Here is a 20,756-nt window from a genome sequence, read left to right as displayed (position 1 = left end):
GTGACAAACGGTGTGATTTATTGTATAATAGTGCAGTAAATTTATAAATCTGAAAGGAGTTTTTTATGAAACACTCTGAAATCGTCGGAAAAATGAGCCTTGAGCAAAAGGCAACATTTGTTTCCGGTTATGACTATTGGCATCTTGAGGAAGCTCCGGAACTCGGACTCCCTAAGATTTGCATTACAGACGGTCCTCACGGCTTGCGTAAGGCAAAGGGTAAGGACTATGTACCTGAAGAAGGCGAGGCAAAGTCATCGGGTGGTATCGGTCTTGGCAACTCTGTGCCGACAACATGCTTCCCACCTGCTGCAACTTCATCTTGCTCTTGGGATGATGATTTGCTCTTTGAAGAGGGTGCAGCTATGGGTGAAGAGTGCCTTAAAGAAAAGGTTTCCGTTATTCTCGGTCCGGGTACAAATATCAAGCGTGCTCCAACATGCGGCAGAAACTTTGAGTATTTTTCAGAAGATCCGCTTCTTGCAGGTAAGTGCTCAGCCGCTATTATCAACGGTGTTCAGTCTAAGGGCGTAGGTACTTCGCTTAAACACTTTGCTTGTAACTCACAGGAAGCATTCCGTATGGTCCTCAACGAAGTTATTGATGAGCGTACAATGCGTGAGATTTATTTCCCGGCATTTGAAATTGCCGTTAAAGAGGCTCAGCCTTGGACTATTATGAATTCATATAATCGTATTAACGGTGTTTATGCTTCACAAAACGAATGGATGCAACAGCAGGTTCTCCGTAAGGAATGGGGCTTTAAGGGTCTTATCGTAACAGACTGGGGTGCATCTGTTGACCGTGTTGACGGCGTTAAGGCAGGTACAGACCTTGAAATGCCTACATCCGGTAAGCTTAATGCTAAAAAGATTGTTGCCGCTGTAAACGACGGTACTCTTGAAGAATCAATTCTTGACGAAAGAGTAGATGCTGTTGTTGATCTCATCTTAAAGTCAAAGCCGGCTCTTGAAAAGACACATACATATGACAAAAAGGCTCACCACAAGATTGCTCAAAAGATTGCAGAAGGCTCAATGGTTCTTCTTAAAAACGATGACAGCATTCTTCCTCTTCAGGCAGGTCAAAAGGTAGCCGTTATCGGTGAGATGGCAAAGGCTCCTCGTTTCCAGGGTGCAGGTTCTTCTGTTATCAATCCTACAATGCTTTCAAACGCTTATGACGAACTTGTAGAACTCGGCGTTGATGTTACATATGCACAGGGTTATTACAAGACAGCAGGCACCAAGAAAGAGCAAAAGACAAGAATGACTGAGGCACAGCTTACAGCAGAAGCTGTTAATGCTGCAAAGAATGCCGATGTTGCAATCGTTTTCGCAGGTCTTACAGAGGACTTTGAGGGTGAAGGCTACGACAGAGAAACAATTAATATGCCTCCAAACCACAACAAGCTTATTTCGGATGTTGCCGCTGCAAATCCAAATACCGTTGTTGTTCTCGCAGGCGGTTCTGTTGTACTTATGCCATGGCTTTCTGAAGTTAAGGGCCTTCTTAATTCCGGTCTCGGCGGTCAGGCAGGCGGTGCCGCAGTTGCAAATATCCTTACAGGTAAGGTTAATCCTTCCGGTAAAACTTCGGAAACATATCCTGTTTCGTTTGAAGCAAATCCTACATTCGGCAATTATCCGGGCGGTCCTGTAACTTCAGAACATAAAGAAAGCGTTTATATCGGTTACAGATATTACGATTCCGCTAACGAAGATGTTGTATTCCCGTTCGGTTACGGCCTTTCTTATACAACATTTGAATACAGCGACATTAAGCTTTCAGCTGATTCTATCAAGGATACAGATACTCTTACCGTATCGTTCAAGGTTAAGAATACAGGCAGTGTTGGCGGTGCGGAAATCGCTCAGGTTTATGTTGCAGACAAGGAATCAACAATCTTCCGTCCTGCAAAGGAACTTAAAGGATACAAAAAGGTATTCCTTAATGCAGGCGAAGAAAAGGAAGTTTCTGTTGAACTTTCAAAGAGAGCATTTGCTTTCTATAATGTTAAAATCGGCGATTGGTGCGTTGAGTCGGGTGACTTTGATATTATGGTTGCCGCTTCATCAAGAGATGTTAAACTCACCGCTACCGTAAATGTAGAAGCTCCTGCTTGCGAAATCCCTGATTATCACACAACTGCTCCTGCTTACTACAACGATGTTAAAAACATCACTCGTGATGATTATGCCGCAGTTTACGGTGAGCTTCCAAATCCTCAAATTGATACTTCAAAGAGGATTGATAAGTACTCATGCCTTAACGATGCAAGACATACAAAGTGGGGCGGCAGACTTTGCAGACTCATTTCAAAGGTTATGTCGGGTATGGGCTCAGCTGAAAACGGCGACGGTAAGATGCTTGCCGCTATGGCAACACAGATTCCTGTTCGTAACTTCGTACAGATGTCTATGGGTGCATTCAGCGAATATCAGGCTGAGGGACTTCTTATGATGCTTAATGATGACCAATCATCATTCATTGGTTTCAGCAAAATTTTCTGGACTCTCGGCGGAACACTCGCAAGACTTCCAAAACTTCTTTCAGCTATCTAATAGGATAAAAATTATCGGGAGATGTTGACATCTCCCGATTTTTACATTTGTAAATTTTTATTCTTGCTTTTTGTTTTCTTCTTCCAATTCTTTTGCTTTAACTGTGTTTAGATAAATTAAAACAAGCATTACTAAAAGTGCGACATAAAGCAAAATAGAAATAGCAAAGAATTTTTTAAAGTTGTTTTTGTATTCGTCTGCGCGTTCTTTAGCCGAATCTGTTTGAGCGGATAATTTAGCGGTACCTAAGTCGAATCCTGATTTTTGATAAAGTTTATAAGCCGCAACGGTTCCTTTATAATCATTGCCTGCTTTGATTGCAACACCTGTTGTAATCGCACCGACTATGAGTAAAATTACGGCAAAAACAGCATAAAGCACAGTTGATTTTTTGTTTTTCATTTTAAAGACCTCCCAAATTTATATTTTTATTATAACATATTAATTTTTTACTTGCAATTTATATTTTAATAAGTTATAATAGGCAAGTAAATTATTTGGAGAGTTGTCCGAGCTGGCCGAAGGAGCACGATTGGAAATCGTGTAACGGGCTATAACCTGTTCGAGGGTTCGAATCCCTTGCTCTCCGCCAAAAATAAAAAGTTCGTCACAGACGGACTTTTTTATTTTTAAGTATAATAAAGGGATTCGAACAAGGATGGAGCGAAGCGGAAAAACAGTCAGTACAAGAAATTATCTCATCAAGAAAATTCGTATTTTAACCTCTTGTAAAACTCTATATGTTATGATAATATGAGAAAAAGCAGAATACGATTATCTGCTTCCTGTTAATAAAATTTTTATTAGGAGTTTCGATATGAGATATGAATGTAAAATAACAGTATTAGATACAAAGGTTTTTCCTGATTTGCAAGAACAATATTTGGCAAATCCAAAATCCGGTGCTTGTCCATCATTTAAAAAAGGTGACACTTTTGTTTTGAAAAGAACTCCTGAACAAGATGATTTTTATCATTTGATGAACGGTGAGTTTTGTGGAGAAGCGTGGGATGCTATCAGCCGATATGTTTATACACTGCATTGCAAGGTGGCTCAATTATGCGTAAATGGACAAATGACGACAGAATGATGATCGCTTGCTGTAATGACGGAACAAGACCTGTTATTTTTAAAATTGAGCGAATTGATATTCCTGAAAATGATGAAGAAAAACAATGGCTTGAAAAACAAAATTTTAAAAATACAACAGATGATGCATACACAGGCTGAACGACTGAATTTGTTACGAATACATAAAAAACGGACTCGTCTTTATGGGCGAGTCCGTTTCAATTTATTATAGCTTAAAGCATTTTTGGAGTGATTTGTAATCTCCGAGAACAAGCAGAGTAATGTTGCTTGAAAGCACGGTGTCAGGCGTTATTGCCATATTCAGCTTGCCGTATTCTTTAAGAGCCAAAATGTTGATATTATATTTTTTACGAATGTCAATTCTGCCGATTGATTTGCCAATCCAATTATCAGGCACTTGTACCTCAAAAATGGCATATGAATCGTCCACTTCGATATAATCGAGTATATGGTCGGAAGTGTACCTGATAGCGGTCCACTTTGCCATTTGCTTTTCGGGATAAACAACTCTGTCCGCTCCGTTGCGTAACAAAAATTTTTCCTGTACATCACGCTTTGCGGCAGATACAACAAGTTCTGCACCCAATTCCTTTAGCAGGGAAGTGGTTTCAAGCGAGTTTTGGAAGTTGCCCGACATTGTTACAATACAAACATCAAAATTTCTTATTCCGAGTGACTTCAAAAAATCAGGGTCTGTACTGTCGCCGATTTGTGCATTTGTGACATATGGAAGAACATCATTAACTTTTTCTTCGTTTTCGTCAACTGCCATAATCTCATGGCCTAATTGGTTAAGCTCCATTGCAATGTGCTTGCCAAAGTGTCCAAGACCGATAAGTAAAATATTTTTCATTTTGTGCTCCTTTAACCTACTGTAATTTTATCAAGCGGCATTTTTGCATTGATTTGTTTTTTGCCCGATAGTGTTGCATAAATGAGGGTTAATCCTCCGACCCTGCCGATGTACATCAATACTATAAGAATAATTTGTGATGCTAAGCTTAGTTTTGGTGTGAGTCCTAAAGTCAATCCTACCGTGCCGATTGCAGAAGCGGTTTCAAACAAACTTGCAACCAACGGTAACTTTTCGATAGTGCAAATTGAAACACCGCCGATGAAGAAAAGTGCAATGTACATCATAACTATTGTTGCCGCATTTTTTATAACGCTGTTGTCGATTCTTCTGCCGAATGCACAAACATCCTCTTTTCTTCTGAAACAAGCAAAAGCATTTAGAATAAGCACGGCGATTGTAGTTGTTTTAAGACCGCCTGCCGTTGAGCCCGGTGAACCGCCGACAAGCATAAGAAAAATCATAATTGCCTGTGACGGTCGAGTTAATTTTGTCAAATCGGTCGTGTTAAAACCTGCCGTTCTTGTTGTGACCGATTGGAACAGTGAAGCAAGCAATCTGTTGCCGATGCTGTAATCCGAATAGTCAAAAAAGAAGAAATATATAGCCGGCAGTAAAATCAAAATAAGCGATGTAACAAGAATAATCTTGCTTTGCATACGGTATTTTTTAATTTTAAACTTGTTGTTGTATATGTCGTCCCAAGTTAAAAATCCGATACCGCCGATTACAATAAGAAGCATAACCGTTATATTGATAACAGGATTTGATGTATATGAGGTCAGCGAGCAGAATTGATTGCCCTCTGTGCCTAAAATGTCAAATCCTGCGTTGCAAAATGCGGAAACAGAATGGAAAACAGACATCCAAATTCCTTTTGCACCAAAGTTTTTGCAGAAAACAGGCATCATTGAAACAGCTCCGACTGCTTCTATAATAAATGTGCCGGTGATGATGAATTTTGTCAGTTTGACTATTCCGCCAACTTTTGGAGCAGAAATTGCGTCTTGCATTGTACTTCGTTGCATAAGAGATATTCTTCTGCCTGCAAGCATAGAAAATGATGCGGCAATAGTGACAACTCCAAGACCGCCGATTTGGATAAGAGTAATAATTACCGCTTGTCCGAAAGCAGACCAATAACTGCCTGTGTCTTTAACTATAAGACCAGTTACGCATACGGCGGAAGTTGATGTAAACAATGCTTCGTTGAACGGAGTAACAACTCGTTCTGCCGATGAAATAGGCATCATCAAAAGCAGAGCACCGAGCAATATCACTCCTGCAAAGCCAAGTAATATAATCTGAAAGGTTGAAAGTCGTTTTTTTATGTTTGATTTCTTCGGCATAATAAATGTAAACTCCTTTGCCGATTTTGATTAATTATAGCTTAATTGTTTCAAAAACAATGTGAGAACTTGGTTGGTCTTCGTAAAGAATACCGATTGTGTTGTTATCAATCTTTGTCATACAACTGTAAGCAAAGAAGCCTTCGTTAATCTTGATGTCCTCTTTAGACCACTTGATGCCTTTGCACTTGCCTTTTTTGTCGTATTCAAAAGTACCTGTTGAGATAACACCGTCATTTCTGCCTTTCTTTGATGGGTGAGAAACATATACCTTGTCACCGTCGATAAGACAGTTCTTTTGGCACTTAGGTGCTTTGAACTTCGCAGTTTTAGCCTTTGCCCAAGTAATACCATTGTCATAAGAAATTGCGGCAGGGGTCGTCTTGTAGCCCTTTGCTCTTGAAAAAGAGTAAAGATTTCCGTCAGGACCTTCTGCAAGCGTCCATTCGTCAATGTTAGGTGTGTAAGGAACGGCTTCGTTTCTTCTCCAAGTGTTGCCGTTGTCATCGGAATAAATACAAACCGAACCTTTGAGAGTATAAAGAGGGAATATCATTCTGCCGCTCTTTGTTGTGATTGCATTACCCGGAGCGACTCCGAGGAAATATCCGTCTTTTTCCTGATTAAGAATGCTTCCCGTAATGTCAACAGGCTTTGACCAAGTTGCACCTTTGTCTGTTGAGCGAAGCATAAATACATAACTTCTCTTAACGGCTTTGAGAGGAGCACCGAATGTAGTGCCGTCGCCTCCGTCGGCTTTTTTGTTTGCACCGTTGAGGAAGATGTTGCCTACATATTTGTCGTTTTCATAAAGTTCGCCGTCTGTAAAGTTAACCTTGTACGGAGTGGCGGATTTTGCTTTGTCAATAACCTTGCCGCTTTCAAGAGCATAGTAGAAGTTGCCTTCTTTGTCATAAATGAGCGGAACTGTCTTGCCGTCAAAGTTTGCGTATGCAACCTTTTTGGTGTCCATCATCTTTTTATTAAAAAGACCCTTCGATTCGGGATAATATGTAACAAGAAGCACGATGTCGCCGTTTTGTGCAACAGCCATACAAGGGTCGATGTAAAATGCAGTCGCAGTATTTTCTTTGTCCGAATTGATAACTCTTGCAGGCGGTGTGGCAATAGTTTTGATGTCACTCCAGGTTTTGCCGCCGTCTGTACTTGTTCTTACAGCAAGTTCAATAAAGCCCCAATCCATAGGTACATGAGCCTTATCGATAGCGGCAACAAGCGTGCCGTCAACATTCACCAAACTCGGAATTCGAAATGCAACACCGCTGTTAGACTCATTTGCCTCTTTTACGAGTTCTGCGGATAAAAATTCAGTATTTGTTCCGCAAAACAATGTTTGTTTGTTAGCCATAATAATCACCCTTTAATATATAAATTTATAACCTATATTATACCAAACTTGTATCTGCACTTCAATACACAAAATATTAAATATAGATGAACTAAATACCAAATACTTTCTATTGAAAAATTGAAACATTTGTTGTATAATATAGTGATTGTAGATTTTTAGCAAAAAATAGTGAGTTGATGATATGGATAAATTTAAATTAGTCAGCAAATTTAAGCCGACAGGCGACCAGCCTCAAGCTATTGAAAAACTTGCCGAGGGCGTTTTGCGAGGCGACAAAGAGCAAACTCTTATGGGCGTTACGGGTTCGGGTAAGACTTTTACAATGGCAAATATCATTGAAAAAGTCAACAGACCTACTCTTGTTTTGGCTCATAATAAAACACTTGCGGCACAGCTGTGCTCCGAATTTAAAGAGTTTTTTCCTGAAAATGCAGTTGAATATTTCGTGTCATATTATGATTATTATCAGCCTGAGGCGTATGTGCCTACAACCGATACTTATATCGAAAAAGACAGTGCAATTAATGACGAGATAGATAAACTTCGTCACAGTGCAACGGCGGCTTTGTCGGAGCGTAGAGATGTTATTATCGTTGCGTCTGTATCGTGTATTTATTCTATCGGTGACCCGCTTGATTACAAAAAAATGGTAATCTCGTTGCGACCGGGTATGCAAAAAGAGCGTGATGAGCTTATTCATAAACTTGTTGAAATTCAATACGAACGCAATGATATTAACTTTGTTCGTAATAAGTTTCGTGTTCGTGGCGACACAGTTGAGATTTATCCTGCCGGAAGTTCAGGTAATGCCGTAAGAGTTGAATTTTTCGGCGATGAAATTGACCGAATTTGCGAGATTAATCCTCTTACGGGTAAGGTTGAGGGCATACTGAGTTCCTGCGTTATTTATCCTGCTTCTCATTATGTTGTCAGTCACGAAAAGCTCAAAAAGGCACTCAACGAGATTTACAATGAAATGGTGGAACGAGTTGCATATTTTGAAGCTAACGGCAAACTTCTCGAAGCACAGCGTATTAAAGAACGCACTATGAATGATATTGAAATGCTTGAAGAAACAGGCTTTTGCAAGGGTATTGAAAATTATTCACGCATTATGAGTGACAGAAAACCGGGAGAAGCACCGTTTACTCTCATTGATTATTTTCCTGATGATTTTCTTATGTTTGTTGATGAAAGCCATGTTATGCTTCCGCAGGTGCGTGGAATGTACGGCGGTGACCGTTCAAGAAAGGGAAGCCTTATTGATTACGGCTTCAGGCTTCCGTCTGCTTTTGATAACCGTCCGCTGACTTTTGACGAATTTTACGGCAAAATTAATCAGGTTATATTTACTTCGGCAACTCCGGGCGAGTTTGAAAAAGAAAATTCCACACAAATTGTTGAACAGGTAATCCGTCCTACGGGACTTCTTGATCCGATTATCACAGTTAAACCGACCGATGACCAAATGGACGACTTACTGTCCGAAATCAATATCAGAATAGAACGCAAAGAAAGAGTGCTTGTAACCACGCTTACAAAGAAAATGGCAGAGGATTTAACGGCTTATCTTGAGGGCTTTGACATTAAGGTTAGATATATGCACCACGATGTTGACACCATTGAAAGAATGGAGATTATTCGAGATTTACGACTTGGAAAGTTTGATGTTTTGGTTGGTATCAACCTGCTTCGTGAGGGACTTGATATTCCCGAGGTGTCACTTGTTGCAATTCTTGATGCCGACAAGGAGGGCTTTTTGCGTTCCGAAACTTCGCTTGTTCAAACTATCGGCAGAGCGGCGAGAAACGAAAACGGCGAAGTTATTATGTATGCCGACAGCGTTACTCCGTCTATGGAACGAGCAATTACCGAAACCGTGCGACGCAGAAAAATACAGGAAGAATATAATAAAGCACACAATATTACACCTAAAACCATCAAAAAAGATGTTCGTGATGTTATTGAAATCACTACTAAAGAAGCGTTTGACGAGCATAATAAACGAATGACGGCAAAGGAACGCAGGGTAATGATTGAAAAACTCACACGAGAAATGAAAGAAGCGGCTAAAATGCTTGAATTTGAGCATGCTGCATTTCTTCGTGATAAGATTAAAGAACTTAGTGACGAGGACTGAATATGATTAAAAACATTGTTGTTAAAGGTGCAAGAGAGCACAATTTAAAGAATATTGATATAGAAATACCGAGAGATAAACTTGTTGTGTTTACGGGGCTTTCGGGTTCGGGTAAATCATCTTTGGCATTTGATACTATTTATGCCGAGGGTCAAAGACGATATGTGGAGTCGCTTTCGTCATATGCAAGAATGTTCCTCGGTCAAATGGACAAGCCTGATGTTGACTATATTGAGGGACTTTCTCCCGCTATATCCATTGATCAAAAAACGACTTCTAAAAACCCGCGTTCAACGGTAGGTACGGTTACCGAAATATACGATTATCTCCGACTTTTGTGGGCAAGAATCGGTATTCCGCATTGTCCCGTATGCGGCAGAGAAATTACTCAGCAAACCGTTGACCAAATTGTTGATAAACTTATGGAACTTCCGGAGCGTACAAAAATTCAAGTGTTAGCACCGATTGCAAGAGGTAAAAAAGGCGAATTTGTTAAGGAAATCAACGATATTCGCAAGCAGGGATTTGTTCGTTGCAGAATTGACGGAGAAATTGTAGATTTGCAGGACGAAATAAAACTGTCCAAAACAAAAAAACATAATATAGAAGTTGTTGTTGACCGACTTGTGATAAAAGACGGTATTCAATCTCGACTTACCGACAGCGTGGAAACCGCTACAAAAATAGGCAACGGACTTCTTATTGTTGATATAAACGGTGAAAGTGAAGAACTGTTTTCGCTTAACTATGCCTGTCCTGAGCACGGTGTTTCTATTGAGGAAATGAGCCCAAGAATGTTTTCATTTAACAATCCGTTTGGAGCTTGTAAAAAGTGTGACGGACTCGGAACATTCAAAGAAATCGACCCTGATTTGATTATTCCCGACAAAAAAATGTCGATTAATCAAGGTGCAATTAAGGCAAGCGGTTGGAATGTTGCGGAGGGCAGTTCTATTGCAAGGATGTATATGGACGCACTTGCAAAGGAATATAACTTTTCACTTGATATGCCGGTTGAAATGATTAATGATGAGGGCTTGAATGCCATTCTTTATGGTACAAACGGCAAAAAATTAAAGATGAAGCGTGTTACTTCATACGGAAGCGGAACATATTTGAGCGAATTTGAGGGTATTATAAATAATCTTAAACGCAGATACGCCGAAACCACTTCTGATTATGCAAGAACTGCTATCGAAGAAGTTATGCAAGAATGTACTTGTGGCGAGTGCAAAGGTTCAAGATTAAAGCCGGAGGCTATGGCGGTTACGGTCGGAGGCAAGAATATATATGAATTTTGTTCAATGTCCGTATCGGAAGAACTTGATTTTGTCAATAATCTTAAATTGACCGAAAAAGAGCAAATGATTGGCAATCTTGTTCTTAAAGAAATTAAGGAACGACTTACATTTCTTAATTCCGTAGGTCTTGACTATCTTTCGCTTGCAAGAGAATCCGGCACTTTGTCCGGCGGTGAGGCTCAAAGAATCAGACTTGCAACTCAAATCGGTTCTTCTCTTATGGGCGTGCTTTATATTCTTGATGAGCCTTCAATCGGACTTCACCAAAGAGATAATGAAAAACTTCTTGATACGCTTCGTCATCTTCGTGATTTGGGTAATACACTCATTGTTGTTGAACATGATGAGGATACAATGCGTGCGGCGGATTTTCTTGTTGATATCGGTCCGGGTGCAGGTATACACGGTGGTCAACTTATTGCAGCAGGCACACCTGAAGAGGTTATGGCTTGTGAAAACAGTATTACCGGTCAGTATTTGAGCGGCAAAAGATGTATTCCCGTGCCGACAAAACGAAGAGAGGGTAACGGTAAAAAACTCACTGTATTCGGTGCGAAGGAGAATAACCTTAAAAATATTGATGTTGAAATTCCGCTTGGTAAATTTGTGGCAGTAACAGGTGTTTCGGGTTCGGGTAAATCCTCGTTTGTAAATGAGATTGTGTACAAGCATCTTTGTAATGTTCTCAATCACGCAAAGAAGCATACGGGCAAGTTTTCATCCATGAAAGGTATAGATGCACTTGATAAGGTTATTGATATTGACCAATCGCCGATAGGCAGAACGCCTCGTTCCAATCCGGCAACATATACAGGCGTGTTTAATGACATCAGAGATTTGTATGCTTCCACAAACGACGCAAAGGCTAAGGGCTACGGTCCAAACAGATTTTCGTTTAATGTCAAAGGCGGCAGATGCGAAGCTTGCCAGGGCGACGGTATCGTTAAAATTGAAATGCACTTCCTTGCCGATGTTTATGTTCCTTGTGAGGTCTGCGGCGGTAAAAGATATAACAGAGAAACTCTTGATGTAAAATTTAAAGGCAAGAGTATATATGATGTGCTTGAAATGACGGTTGACGAAGCACTTGAATTTTTCTCAACACATACAAAGATTGCAAGAAAACTTCAAACTCTGTCTGATGTCGGTCTTGGATATGTCAAATTAGGACAGCCTGCAACAACACTTTCGGGCGGCGAAGCTCAAAGAGTTAAGCTTGCAACGGAACTTGCAAAGCGTTCAACAGGCAGAACGATTTATATCCTTGATGAGCCGACAACAGGACTTCATACCGCCGATGTTTCAAAACTTCTCGATGTCCTTAACAAACTTGTTGACACAGGTAATACGGTCCTTGTAATTGAGCATAATCTTGATGTAATCAAGTGTGCCGACCATATAATTGACCTTGGTCCCGAAGGCGGCAAGGGCGGCGGCAAAATCGTTGCTACGGGAACACCCGAAGAAGTTGCCAAGGTTAAAAAGTCATATACCGGTCAGTATCTTAAAAAGCTCCTTTGATTTTATTACAATCGTGTAACTATTGTTGATAACAAAATGTTATTTTGATATTATAGTAAGGATAAAAATATGTCATTTTATGTCATAATGATTTAAGGAGTTGTTTTAATGGAAAGAAAAGTTATTATTTTTGATCATCCGCTTATTCAACATAAGCTCAGCATTCTCCGTAACAAAGAAACAAGCACAAAAGATTTCAGAGAACTTGTCAATGAAATTTCTATGCTTATGATGTTTGAAGCTACAAGAGATTTGCCTATGGAAACCGTTAAGGTTGAAACACCGTGCGGTATTGCCGAATGTAAGCAGCTTGCAGGCCGTAAGCTTGCATTTGTTCCGATTTTGCGTGCAGGCCTCGGTATGGTAGACGGTTGTCTTAAGATGGTGCCGAGTGCAAGAGTAGGTCATATCGGTCTTTACCGTGACGAAACCACTCATACTCCTGTTGAATACTATTGTAAATTGCCTAAGGATATTGATAAAAGAGATGTTTTTGTTGTTGACCCAATGCTTGCTACGGGCGGCTCGGCTGTTGACGCCATTTCTCAAATTAAACTCAGAAATCCTCGTAAAATTTGCTTTATGTGTATGATTGCCGCTCCGGAAGGACTTGAAGTACTCAAAAAAGCTCATCCTGATGTTGACATTTATTGTGCCGCTCTCGATGAAAAGTTAAACGAAGATTGTTATATTATTCCGGGTCTCGGTGATGCCGGTGACAGAATTTTCGGTACTAAGTAAATTTTAGTATATAATTAACAAACGGAGGATAAATTAATGGCTAAAACAAAAATTAAAATCGGCAAAGACGGCATTTATGATGCGCGTCAGCTTGGTGCACCGAAGATGATTCTTCTCGGATTTCAGCATATGTTTGCTATGTTCGGAGCAACCGTAACAGTTCCGCTTTTAACAGGACTTTCAATTTCAACAACACTTTTGTTTGCAGGTCTCGGAACCCTTTTGTTCCACTGCCTTACAAAGTTTAAAGTTCCTGCATTTCTCGGTTCTTCATTCGCATTTATCGGCGGTTACCTTGCAGTAGCACCGCTCAACAAGGACGGTAGCGGAAACAAAGAAATGCTTCCGTATGCATGCCTCGGCGTTGCGTGTGCCGGTCTTCTTTACCTTGTTGTAGCAGCTCTTATTAAGGCTGTCGGCGTAAATAGGGTTATGAAGCTTTTCCCGCCTGTTGTTACAGGACCTATTATTATGGCAATCGGTCTCGGTCTTGCTCCGTCTGCCGTTACAAATTGCAGCAAAAACTGGTGGCTTGCAATCGTTGCGCTTGCACTTGTTATCATTTTCAATATATTCGGTAAGGGTATGATTAAGATTATCCCAATCCTTTTGGGTATTGTCGGTGCCTATATCGTTGCTGTCCTTGTAGGTAATGTCGGTGGTGTAGAAAACTTTGCTATCGACTTTTCAGCATTAAACGCTGCTCCTTGGATCGGCAACCCTGTTGAATGGTCATCAACCGTATTTGGCGGTGTTTCGGATAAGTCAAAGGCTATTTCCGCCATTATTGCTATCGTTCCTATTGCTATTGCAACAATGATGGAACATATCGGTGATATTTCGGCAATTTCCGCTACATGTAACAAGAACTTTATTAACGACCCGGGTCTTAACAGAACCCTTCTCGGTGACGGTCTCGCAACATCACTTGCATCACTTTTCGGTGCTCCGGCAAATACTACATACGGTGAAAATACCGGTGTTCTTGCTCTTTCAAAGGTTTATGACCCAAGAGTAATCAGAATTGCGGCTTACTTTGCAGTTTTCTTTAGCCTTTCGCCAAAATTTGCTGCTCTTATCGAGTCAATTCCTCCCGCTGTTGTCGGCGGTATCTCATTTGTTCTTTACGGTATGATTTCCGCTATCGGTGTTCGTAATGTTGTAGAAGCAAAGGTTGATTTCTCAAAGGCTCGTAACACAATTATTGCTGCTGTAATCCTTGTTGTGGCTCTTGGCTTGTCAGGTGGCATCACATTCACAGTCGGTTCAGCTACAATTACACTTTCATCACTTGCTTGTGCTTCAATCGCAGGTATTGTTTTGAATATCATTTTCCCTGAAAAGGATTTTGACCCTGACAAGGCATTCCAATCAGATACAGTATCGGCTCAAATTAATACAGAATCCGATTATGGCAAAAAGAAATAAGAGTTTGTTGATGAAAATAATTAAGCACGAAGCGTAAAAACTTCGTGCTTTTCTTATGCTTTGTTATCTGTATAATCTAATCACAACAACTATTTTGTGCTTTTTTGTTTCGTTAAGTGTTTGAGAATATATAAATTTGCCGTAACCACGAACCGACACCACATCGTTTTCTTTTAATTGGACGGAGTCTTTATATACGGTTTTTGAATTTATAAAAATTTTTTCTTGATTAACAAGCTGTGACGCCGCATTCCTTGACATTTTGAATACCGCCGACACGACTGTGTCAATTCGTAATGACGAAACTATGTATTCTGTTTCATCGGGCAGTTTGTTAAACATCTCGGGTATGTCATCAATTATGTTGCATTTTACGGTTGTATGCTTAATTCCCGATAAATTATCAATAATATATTTGCTTATTTTTTCAAGACAAAATACATATCCTATATTATCAAGTATCTTTATATCGCCGAGCATTTCACGCTCGATACCCAAATTCATAAGCGCACCTAAAAAATCTCTGTGCGTTAATTTGTCTGAAAATTTTTGCTGGAGCGGTTCAACTTTTATACAAACGATAGGGTAGAAATATATTTCTTCACCGAAAGCCGCTATGCATCTGTCTGCATTTTCATATCCGCCGAAAAGAGTATATGCACTGTCTGTCTTTATTGATTTTAATATGTTTATTTCCTGCAAGTTCAAAAAGTTTGAATATGTTGTATATCCTCTTTCAAATGCTCTGTGGGAAAGCTCTGTAAGTCTTTTTTTGAGCAAAACTTCATTTTCCATCTGTTATCTCCGTTACGGTAAGTGTGTTGTCGGTTACCGTAAATTTTATTTCTTTGCCTGCAAATGCAAAACCGTATTGTCTGCCGTCTTCGTGATATGCAGGGCGTGGGTCACCCTCCAATATTTCTTTTAAAGCGTTTTGCTTCTCTTTTTCAATATTGATAAGTATATTATCATCTATAATAACTTTTAATTTATGATTTTTGTTATCGTCGGCAAATCCGCACACGGCGTCTGTGTGGCAGTCACTGAAAGTGATATACGGTTTAATGTCATATATCGGCGTGCCCGATACCAAATCGGCACCGCTTACAATTAAAGTTACATTATCATTTTTGTCTTTTATTACTTTTTCAAGTTTTACGCTTGAAAGACCGATAGGGTTTGGTCGAAAAGGGGAACGGGTCGCAAAAACACCTACTTTTTCGTTTCCGCCGAGTCGCGGAGGTCTTACGGTTAACGAGTTTGATTGATGCGAATTAAGGCTGAAACCCCAAATGAGCCATAAATGACTGAATTCTTCAATTCTTTTAAAAGCCGCATGGTTTGAGTATTCTTTTTCAAATATAATTTGTGATTTTATTTCGTTCACAAGTCCGCTTTGCCTCGGTACCGCAAACTTGCTGTCGTAATCATTTATTATTTTTGCAATAGGTTTTATTTCCATTTTTACCCCTTGTTTTGTAAAGATTTAACAGTATTATAACACATATTTTTGCTTTTTTAAAAAAAATTGTTGAATTTATGATAACTTTAATGTATTATATAGTAGAAATATCTTGTAAGGAGAAAATATAATGGCTAAAGTAAAAGATAAGTCAGGACTTGCAAAATTCAACAGATTCCTTTCTGTTGTCTTAATTCTATTGGTAATAGCAACCGCTGTAATCGTAATCGTATCACCTGCAAAGGTGTCTCAACAACCGGAAACAGGCTCAACCGAGTTTGTAGATGAACCTGTTATTGATGAACTCAAACCGGGTACATACGGTGGTGTTGATTTTAAAACAACCGATGATGTTGTTAACTATTATGTTGAATGTTACAACAACACAAAGACTATGACAGTCGACGGTGCATATGACGGAAGTCCTATCAAAGCATATAAGCTTCTCGGCGATGAAACTCTTGATGTTAAAAATCTTCTTGTTGAAGGTAAGTCAAATGATACTATCAACAAACTTGTTCCGGGTATTGTAGGCGGTCTTTTCACCGGCGGTGTAAAGAGCTTGTCACCTGGTAACTCTCTTGAACCAAAGAACGACTGGCAGGAAGCAAGCAGCGGTAAGATTGACAGAACTGTTTCACACCTTACTGCAGATGATGTTCTTGCATGTAATGTTACAGACAACGGTGACGGCACAATTACAATGGTTATTCAGCCTAAGGCTCAGCTTCTTGCTATGCCGGGTGAAGATTCACAGGGTCGTTTCTTTAATGTTCTCGGTGACATCTCAGGTGTTGTAAGCAGTATCAGCGTTCTTTCATTCTCTGAAGGTTCTATTGATGATAACTTTGTTGTTAACTATGCCGGCGGTACAGGTACGATTAAGATTAATGTTGCTAACAAGGAAATTGTTGAAGCCGATTACGATATGCATGTTCATATTGATGTAACTCATGCAAATGTTGCAATTCTTAAGGATAAGAGCGCTTCACTTGACATCGAGTATGCAAACCACTTCCCGGCTTCCGAGCAATATCTCAAGGATCACCTTGTAACAATTAATAAATAAACTTTATAAGGATTTAAAGGTAGCTTCGTGCTACCTTTATTTTTGCGTTTGATATGAAAAAAACTTCTGAAAATTTTCAAAATGTTTTTGTTGTGTGGCTTATTGCTACGGTATGCTGCTTTTTGTGGGGCAGTGCTTTTCCGATTATTAAAATCGGATACAACCTTTTTAATATTGACTCATCCGATACAGCTTCAATTATTCTGTTTGCCGGAATAAGATTTATTTTAGCAGGTGTGCTGACAATAATCATTTTCAGCTTTGCAAATAAAAAATTTGTTAAACCTAAAAAGACTTCACTTGGTAAGGTCTGTGTGCTTGCAATGTTCCAAACAATTTTGCAATACTTGTTTTTCTACATCGGACTTGCTCATACAACAGGCGTTAAGTCAAGCATTATTGACGGCACAAGCACATTTTTTGCGATTTTAATTTCTGTTTTTGTTTTTAAACAGGAAAAGTTTACTTTTGCAAAAATTATAGGCAGTCTGTTCGGCTTTTCGGGAGTTGTTCTTGCCGGCTTGTCGGGAAACAGGGGAGGCTTTTCTTTTCAAATCGGTGATGTTTTGCTGTTGATTTCCGCACTCTCTTATGCCTGCTCGTCTGTTTTTATGAAAAGGTACAGCAATGACGATAATCCTGCGGTTTTGTCGGGCTATCAGTTTGTGCTTGGCGGTGCGGTTATGACTGTTGTCGGCATTCTTATGGGCGGTAAAGTTGCCACAAATGAAATAAAAGGAGTGTCAGTCCTTATATACTTGGGATTCATTTCGGCAATAGCATATTCATTGTGGGGTGTTTTGCTTAAATATAACGATGTTTCAAGAGTGACTGTTTGCGGCTCTATGACCCCTATTTTCGGTTTTACTTTGTCATATATACTTCTCGGTGAAGACAACGGTAAAATGCTTTATAAGCTTGTCGGACTTATTTGCGTTGTCGGCGGTATGATTATCGTTAATCTTAAATCCTTGCAAAAGAAAAAGACACTTTGATTTTTCAAAGTGCCTTTGTTATTATAAGTATTTTTGATATTCTTGAACAGCTAATTTGTCGCAAATTTCATTGTATTTGTGTCCGTTATGACCTTTTACCCATACAAATTCTACATCGTGGATTTGCAGTTGTTTTAGCATTTCTTCCCATAAATCTATGTTGAGTGCAGGCTTTTTATCGGATTTTTTCCAGTTATTCTTTTTCCACGAATAAACCCATCCTTTGTTTATTGCGTCACAAACATATTTGCTGTCTGTTGTGAGTGTAACTTTGCACGGCTCTTTAAGTGCCTTGAGTGCTTCAATTACCGCAGTCATTTCCATTCGGTTGTTTGTTGTTTCTTTTTCACTGCCCGAAAGTTGCTTTTCTGTTTGTTTATATACCAATACTGCACCCCAGCCGCCCGGTCCGGGATTACCGCTGCACGCACCATCTGTGTAGATGTTTATTTCTTTCATTTTTATCACCGAGGTATATTTTATCATTAATTTTGATAATAATCAATATAGATTCTATATTAATTCCTTGACATCTGTGTAATAATAATTTAAAATATATTTAATTGTATTCAGAACGGAAAAATACATATATTTAAGGAGGATTTTTATTTAATGGCAAATCAAAAAAAGGTGCCTGCGGGTGACGAAAGAAAACGGAATTCTAAGCGTCGCTATTACACAAAGAAAAGAGCACCGAAGAAGGCAGTATCTCTCCCGCCTGTTGAGCAGGAGAAAGTACGCATTTCTTTTTTAGGCGGTATGAATGAAATCGGAAAGAATATGACCCTTTATGAATATAAAAATGATATGTTCATAGTGGATTGCGGTCTTGCTTTTCCGACAGCCGAATTACCGGGCGTTGACCTTGTAATTCCTGATTTTACTCATGTTATCAATAATCAAGACAGAATCAGGGGTATTATTGTTACTCACGGTCACGAGGACCATATCGGCGGTCTTGCATATCTTTTAAAAAAGGTAAATATTCCTGTTTATGCAACAAAACTTACAATCGGTCTTATTAAAGGCAAGCTTGAGGAACACGGACTTCTCAATAAGGTTAAACTTGTTGAAATTAAACCGAGAGATAACATCACACTCGGTTCATTTAACATCGAACTTATTCATGTTAACCACTCAATCCCCGATGCGGTTGGTCTTGCAATCAGATGTCCTGCCGGAATTATTATTCAAACAGGCGACTTTAAGATTGATACAACACCGGTTGACGGTGATATGATCGACCTTCCTCGTTTTGCCGAATACGGTAAAAAAGGTGTACTTGCACTTCTTTCGGATTCAACCAATGCAGAACGACCGGGCTGCACTATGAGTGAAAAAAATGTTGGCGAAAGTTTTGAACTTTTATTCCGTAAGGCAAGAAATAAGAGAATTATTGTTGCAACATTTGCTTCAAACATTCACAGAGTACAGCAAATTATCGATGTTGCAAATGCTCGAGGCAGAAAAGTTGCCGTTATCGGCAGAAGCCTTGAAAATCTTGTTAAAGTCGGTGAAGAATTAGGTTACCTCAATGTTCCGAAAAATATTCTTATCCCGATTGACACTATCAAGAATTATCCTGATGACAAACTTGTTATTATTACAACAGGTTCACAAGGCGAGCCTATGTCCGCTCTGACAAAGATGGCTTTCGGTGAGCATAGGAAGGTCACAATTACTCCCAACGACTATGTTATTATTTCCGCAACCCCTATTCCGGGCAATGAAAAAATGGTAGGAAGTGTTGTAAATGCTCTTATGAAGCGTGATGTTGAAGTTATATACGAAAAAATGTATGAGGTTCACGCTTCGGGTCATGCCTGTCAGGAAGATTTAAAGCTAATGATAGGTCTTGTAAAGCCTAAATATTTTATTCCCGTACACGGTGAGCAAAAGCATTTGATAAAGCACGCTATGCTTGCAAGAGCGATGGGAATAGACGAAAAGAATATTTATATTGCCGAAATCGGCGAAACTATTGAACTTACAGAAACATATATTAAAAAAGTCGGCACTGTTACAGCCGGAGATGTATATGTTGACGGACTCGGTGTAGGCGATGTCGGAAATGTCGTGCTTAACGACCGTAAAAAGCTTTCGCAGGATGGAATTATAATTGTTGTTGCAACTATCGATGCACACGGCGGTTATGTTGTTTCCGGCCCTGATATTGTTTCTCGTGGCTTTGTTTATGTAAAGGATAACGAGGATCTTATGAATGCTGCCCGTGACCTTGCTTGCAGAGTTATTGATGAACAGTACGACAGTAGGTATCATGATTGGAATTCGGTTAAAACAAAGGTGCGTGACGAAATTTCCCGTTTAATGTACGAGAAAACAAAGCGTTCGCCTATGATTCTTCCTATTTTTATGGAAATATAATTTCAGAGGTAAAGGAGAATAGATATGAAAGTTATTTTGAAAGCAGATGTAAAATCACTCGGTAAAAAGGGTGATTTGGTAAATGCAAGTGACGGATACGCAAGAAACTTCCTTTTTCCAAAGGGTCTTGCCGTTGAAGCAAATGCAACTGCTATGAATGAATTTAATAATAAAGAGCAGTCAAAGAAGTTCCACAAGGCAGAGGAAATCAAGGCTGCCGAAGAAGTTAAGGCTCAAATTGACGGCAAAACTTTTGCTCTCAAGGCAAAGGCAGGTGCAAACGGCAAACTTTTCGGTTCCGTTACCGCAAAGGATGTTGCCGCTAAAATCAAAGAAGAAATGAACATTGATATTGATAAGAGAAAAATCTCGATGACAGATATCAAGGCTTTCGGCACAGTTAAAGCCGAAGTTAAGGTTTATCAGGGCGTTGTTGCAACAATCAGCGTTCAAGTTACTGAATTATAATTTATAGGGTAATTAA

Annotated in this window: 18 protein-coding genes and 1 tRNA gene; 12 read left to right on the top strand and 7 right to left on the bottom strand. The window is 39.5% G+C overall.

All coding sequences use genetic code 11. The annotated features are described in order from the left end of the window. The first annotated feature begins 65 nt into the window (after positions 1-65). A complete protein-coding gene (locus Q0E08_RS03100; protein WP_294776273.1) occupies positions 66-2,564 on the top strand; it encodes a glycoside hydrolase family 3 C-terminal domain-containing protein in 2,499 nt (832 codons plus the stop codon). Between the two features lie 57 nt (positions 2,565-2,621). On the opposite strand, the gene Q0E08_RS03095 is transcribed toward Q0E08_RS03100, so the two are convergent. Continuing rightward, positions 2,622-2,966, bottom strand: a complete 345-nt coding sequence (locus tag Q0E08_RS03095; protein WP_294776269.1) for a hypothetical protein — start codon at positions 2,964-2,966, stop codon at positions 2,622-2,624. A 97-nt stretch (positions 2,967-3,063) separates the two neighbouring features. On the opposite strand from Q0E08_RS03095, the gene Q0E08_RS03090 reads away from it, so the two are divergent. From Q0E08_RS03090 to Q0E08_RS03080, 3 genes are all read left to right on the top strand, one after another. Then, positions 3,064-3,156: transfer RNA gene (locus Q0E08_RS03090), tRNA-Ser, on the top strand. Between the two features lie 225 nt (positions 3,157-3,381). Then, positions 3,382-3,654 carry a TIGR04076 family protein gene (locus Q0E08_RS03085; RefSeq protein ID WP_294776266.1) on the top strand — a complete coding sequence of 91 codons (273 nt, stop codon included), beginning with the start codon at positions 3,382-3,384 and terminating at the stop codon, positions 3,652-3,654. Then, positions 3,624-3,794: a TIGR04076 family protein gene (locus tag Q0E08_RS03080; RefSeq protein WP_294776263.1), complete on the top strand. Its 171-nt coding sequence runs from the start codon at positions 3,624-3,626 to the stop codon at positions 3,792-3,794. Before Q0E08_RS03085 ends, Q0E08_RS03080 begins: the two co-directional genes overlap by 31 nt. Before the next feature lie 67 nt (positions 3,795-3,861). Here Q0E08_RS03080 and Q0E08_RS03075 read toward each other — a convergent pair whose 3' ends face one another. From Q0E08_RS03075 to Q0E08_RS03065, 3 genes are read right to left on the bottom strand one after another with little or no spacing between them, the layout of a single operon-like run. Continuing rightward, positions 3,862-4,509 carry a TrkA family potassium uptake protein gene (locus Q0E08_RS03075; protein WP_294776261.1) on the bottom strand — a complete coding sequence of 216 codons (648 nt, stop codon included), beginning with the start codon at positions 4,507-4,509 and terminating at the stop codon, positions 3,862-3,864. Positions 4,510-4,520: 11 nt separating this feature from the next. After that, positions 4,521-5,858 (bottom strand): TrkH family potassium uptake protein, encoded by a 1,338-nt coding sequence (locus Q0E08_RS03070; protein WP_294776258.1) that lies wholly within the window; start codon positions 5,856-5,858, stop codon positions 4,521-4,523. A 34-nt stretch (positions 5,859-5,892) separates the two neighbouring features. Next, positions 5,893-7,227: an exo-alpha-sialidase gene (locus Q0E08_RS03065; protein WP_294776255.1), complete on the bottom strand. Its 1,335-nt coding sequence runs from the start codon at positions 7,225-7,227 to the stop codon at positions 5,893-5,895. A gap of 184 nt (positions 7,228-7,411) precedes the next feature. On the opposite strand from Q0E08_RS03065, the gene uvrB reads away from it, so the two are divergent. The 4 genes from uvrB to Q0E08_RS03045 all read left to right on the top strand — a co-directional run bounded on the left by uvrB (position 7,412) and on the right by Q0E08_RS03045 (position 14,361). Continuing rightward, positions 7,412-9,370, top strand: a complete 1,959-nt coding sequence (gene uvrB / locus Q0E08_RS03060) for an excinuclease ABC subunit UvrB (protein ID WP_294776252.1) — start codon at positions 7,412-7,414, stop codon at positions 9,368-9,370. A gap of 2 nt (positions 9,371-9,372) precedes the next feature. Then, the gene (gene uvrA, locus Q0E08_RS03055; protein WP_294776250.1) at positions 9,373-12,192 is read left to right on the top strand and encodes an excinuclease ABC subunit UvrA; all 2,820 of its coding nucleotides are present in this window, start codon (positions 9,373-9,375) and stop codon (positions 12,190-12,192) included. A gap of 108 nt (positions 12,193-12,300) precedes the next feature. Beyond that, positions 12,301-12,933, top strand: a complete 633-nt coding sequence (gene upp, locus Q0E08_RS03050) for a uracil phosphoribosyltransferase (RefSeq protein ID WP_294776247.1) — start codon at positions 12,301-12,303, stop codon at positions 12,931-12,933. Positions 12,934-12,969: 36 nt separating this feature from the next. After that, complete coding sequence (locus Q0E08_RS03045) at positions 12,970-14,361, top strand: uracil-xanthine permease family protein (RefSeq protein WP_294776244.1); 1,392 nt, start codon at positions 12,970-12,972, stop codon at positions 14,359-14,361. 63 nt (positions 14,362-14,424) lie between these two features. Here the strand turns inward: Q0E08_RS03045 and Q0E08_RS03040 are convergent, their stop codons facing one another. Beyond that, positions 14,425-15,156 (bottom strand): YlmH/Sll1252 family protein, encoded by a 732-nt coding sequence (locus Q0E08_RS03040; RefSeq protein WP_294776241.1) that lies wholly within the window; start codon positions 15,154-15,156, stop codon positions 14,425-14,427. Next, positions 15,146-15,823 carry a tRNA (N6-threonylcarbamoyladenosine(37)-N6)-methyltransferase TrmO gene (gene tsaA, locus Q0E08_RS03035; protein WP_294776238.1) on the bottom strand — a complete coding sequence of 226 codons (678 nt, stop codon included), beginning with the start codon at positions 15,821-15,823 and terminating at the stop codon, positions 15,146-15,148. Before tsaA ends, Q0E08_RS03040 begins: the two co-directional genes overlap by 11 nt. 130 nt (positions 15,824-15,953) lie before the next feature. Here tsaA and Q0E08_RS03030 point away from each other — a divergent pair, with 130 nt between their 5' ends. Next, positions 15,954-16,892 (top strand): hypothetical protein, encoded by a 939-nt coding sequence (locus Q0E08_RS03030; RefSeq protein WP_294776211.1) that lies wholly within the window; start codon positions 15,954-15,956, stop codon positions 16,890-16,892. Between the two features lie 53 nt (positions 16,893-16,945). Then, positions 16,946-17,887: a DMT family transporter gene (locus tag Q0E08_RS03025; RefSeq protein ID WP_294776201.1), complete on the top strand. Its 942-nt coding sequence runs from the start codon at positions 16,946-16,948 to the stop codon at positions 17,885-17,887. A 21-nt stretch (positions 17,888-17,908) separates the two neighbouring features. On the opposite strand, the gene rnhA is transcribed toward Q0E08_RS03025, so the two are convergent. Then, positions 17,909-18,346: a ribonuclease HI gene (gene rnhA / locus Q0E08_RS03020; RefSeq protein WP_290912313.1), complete on the bottom strand. Its 438-nt coding sequence runs from the start codon at positions 18,344-18,346 to the stop codon at positions 17,909-17,911. A 153-nt stretch (positions 18,347-18,499) separates the two neighbouring features. Between rnhA and Q0E08_RS03015 the strand changes: the two genes are divergently transcribed. After that, entirely contained in the window at positions 18,500-20,272 is a 1,773-nt protein-coding gene (locus tag Q0E08_RS03015) for a ribonuclease J (protein WP_294776196.1), read from the top strand. A 24-nt stretch (positions 20,273-20,296) separates the two neighbouring features. Then, positions 20,297-20,740, top strand: coding sequence for a 50S ribosomal protein L9 (gene rplI, locus Q0E08_RS03010; protein ID WP_273472503.1), 444 nt, complete (start codon positions 20,297-20,299; stop codon positions 20,738-20,740). The last annotated feature ends 16 nt before the right edge of the window (positions 20,741-20,756 follow it).

The organism is uncultured Eubacterium sp. (assembly GCF_934561735.1).
Taxonomy (GTDB): Bacteria; Bacillota; Clostridia; order Oscillospirales; family Acutalibacteraceae; genus Eubacterium_R.
Note: the sequence above shows the minus strand (reverse complement) of the source record. Positions and strands in the feature narration are given on the sequence as shown.

Coding starts and splice junctions, on each gene's coding strand:
- Q0E08_RS03025 (WP_294776201.1), top strand. CDS start 16,946: ATGAAAAAAACTTCTGAAAATTTTCAAAATGTTTTTGTTGTGTGGCTT.
- rnhA (WP_290912313.1), bottom strand. CDS start 18,346: ATGAAAGAAATAAACATCTACACAGATGGTGCGTGCAGCGGTAATCCC.
- Q0E08_RS03040 (WP_294776241.1), bottom strand. CDS start 15,156: ATGGAAAATGAAGTTTTGCTCAAAAAAAGACTTACAGAGCTTTCCCAC.
- Q0E08_RS03075 (WP_294776261.1), bottom strand. CDS start 4,509: ATGAAAAATATTTTACTTATCGGTCTTGGACACTTTGGCAAGCACATT.
- uvrB (WP_294776252.1), top strand. CDS start 7,412: ATGGATAAATTTAAATTAGTCAGCAAATTTAAGCCGACAGGCGACCAG.
- Q0E08_RS03045 (WP_294776244.1), top strand. CDS start 12,970: ATGGCTAAAACAAAAATTAAAATCGGCAAAGACGGCATTTATGATGCG.
- Q0E08_RS03095 (WP_294776269.1), bottom strand. CDS start 2,966: ATGAAAAACAAAAAATCAACTGTGCTTTATGCTGTTTTTGCCGTAATT.
- Q0E08_RS03070 (WP_294776258.1), bottom strand. CDS start 5,858: ATGCCGAAGAAATCAAACATAAAAAAACGACTTTCAACCTTTCAGATT.
- Q0E08_RS03085 (WP_294776266.1), top strand. CDS start 3,382: ATGAGATATGAATGTAAAATAACAGTATTAGATACAAAGGTTTTTCCT.
- Q0E08_RS03080 (WP_294776263.1), top strand. CDS start 3,624: ATGCGTAAATGGACAAATGACGACAGAATGATGATCGCTTGCTGTAAT.
- tsaA (WP_294776238.1), bottom strand. CDS start 15,823: ATGGAAATAAAACCTATTGCAAAAATAATAAATGATTACGACAGCAAG.
- upp (WP_294776247.1), top strand. CDS start 12,301: ATGGAAAGAAAAGTTATTATTTTTGATCATCCGCTTATTCAACATAAG.
- uvrA (WP_294776250.1), top strand. CDS start 9,373: ATGATTAAAAACATTGTTGTTAAAGGTGCAAGAGAGCACAATTTAAAG.
- Q0E08_RS03015 (WP_294776196.1), top strand. CDS start 18,500: ATGGCAAATCAAAAAAAGGTGCCTGCGGGTGACGAAAGAAAACGGAAT.
- Q0E08_RS03030 (WP_294776211.1), top strand. CDS start 15,954: ATGGCTAAAGTAAAAGATAAGTCAGGACTTGCAAAATTCAACAGATTC.
- Q0E08_RS03100 (WP_294776273.1), top strand. CDS start 66: ATGAAACACTCTGAAATCGTCGGAAAAATGAGCCTTGAGCAAAAGGCA.
- rplI (WP_273472503.1), top strand. CDS start 20,297: ATGAAAGTTATTTTGAAAGCAGATGTAAAATCACTCGGTAAAAAGGGT.
- Q0E08_RS03065 (WP_294776255.1), bottom strand. CDS start 7,227: ATGGCTAACAAACAAACATTGTTTTGCGGAACAAATACTGAATTTTTA.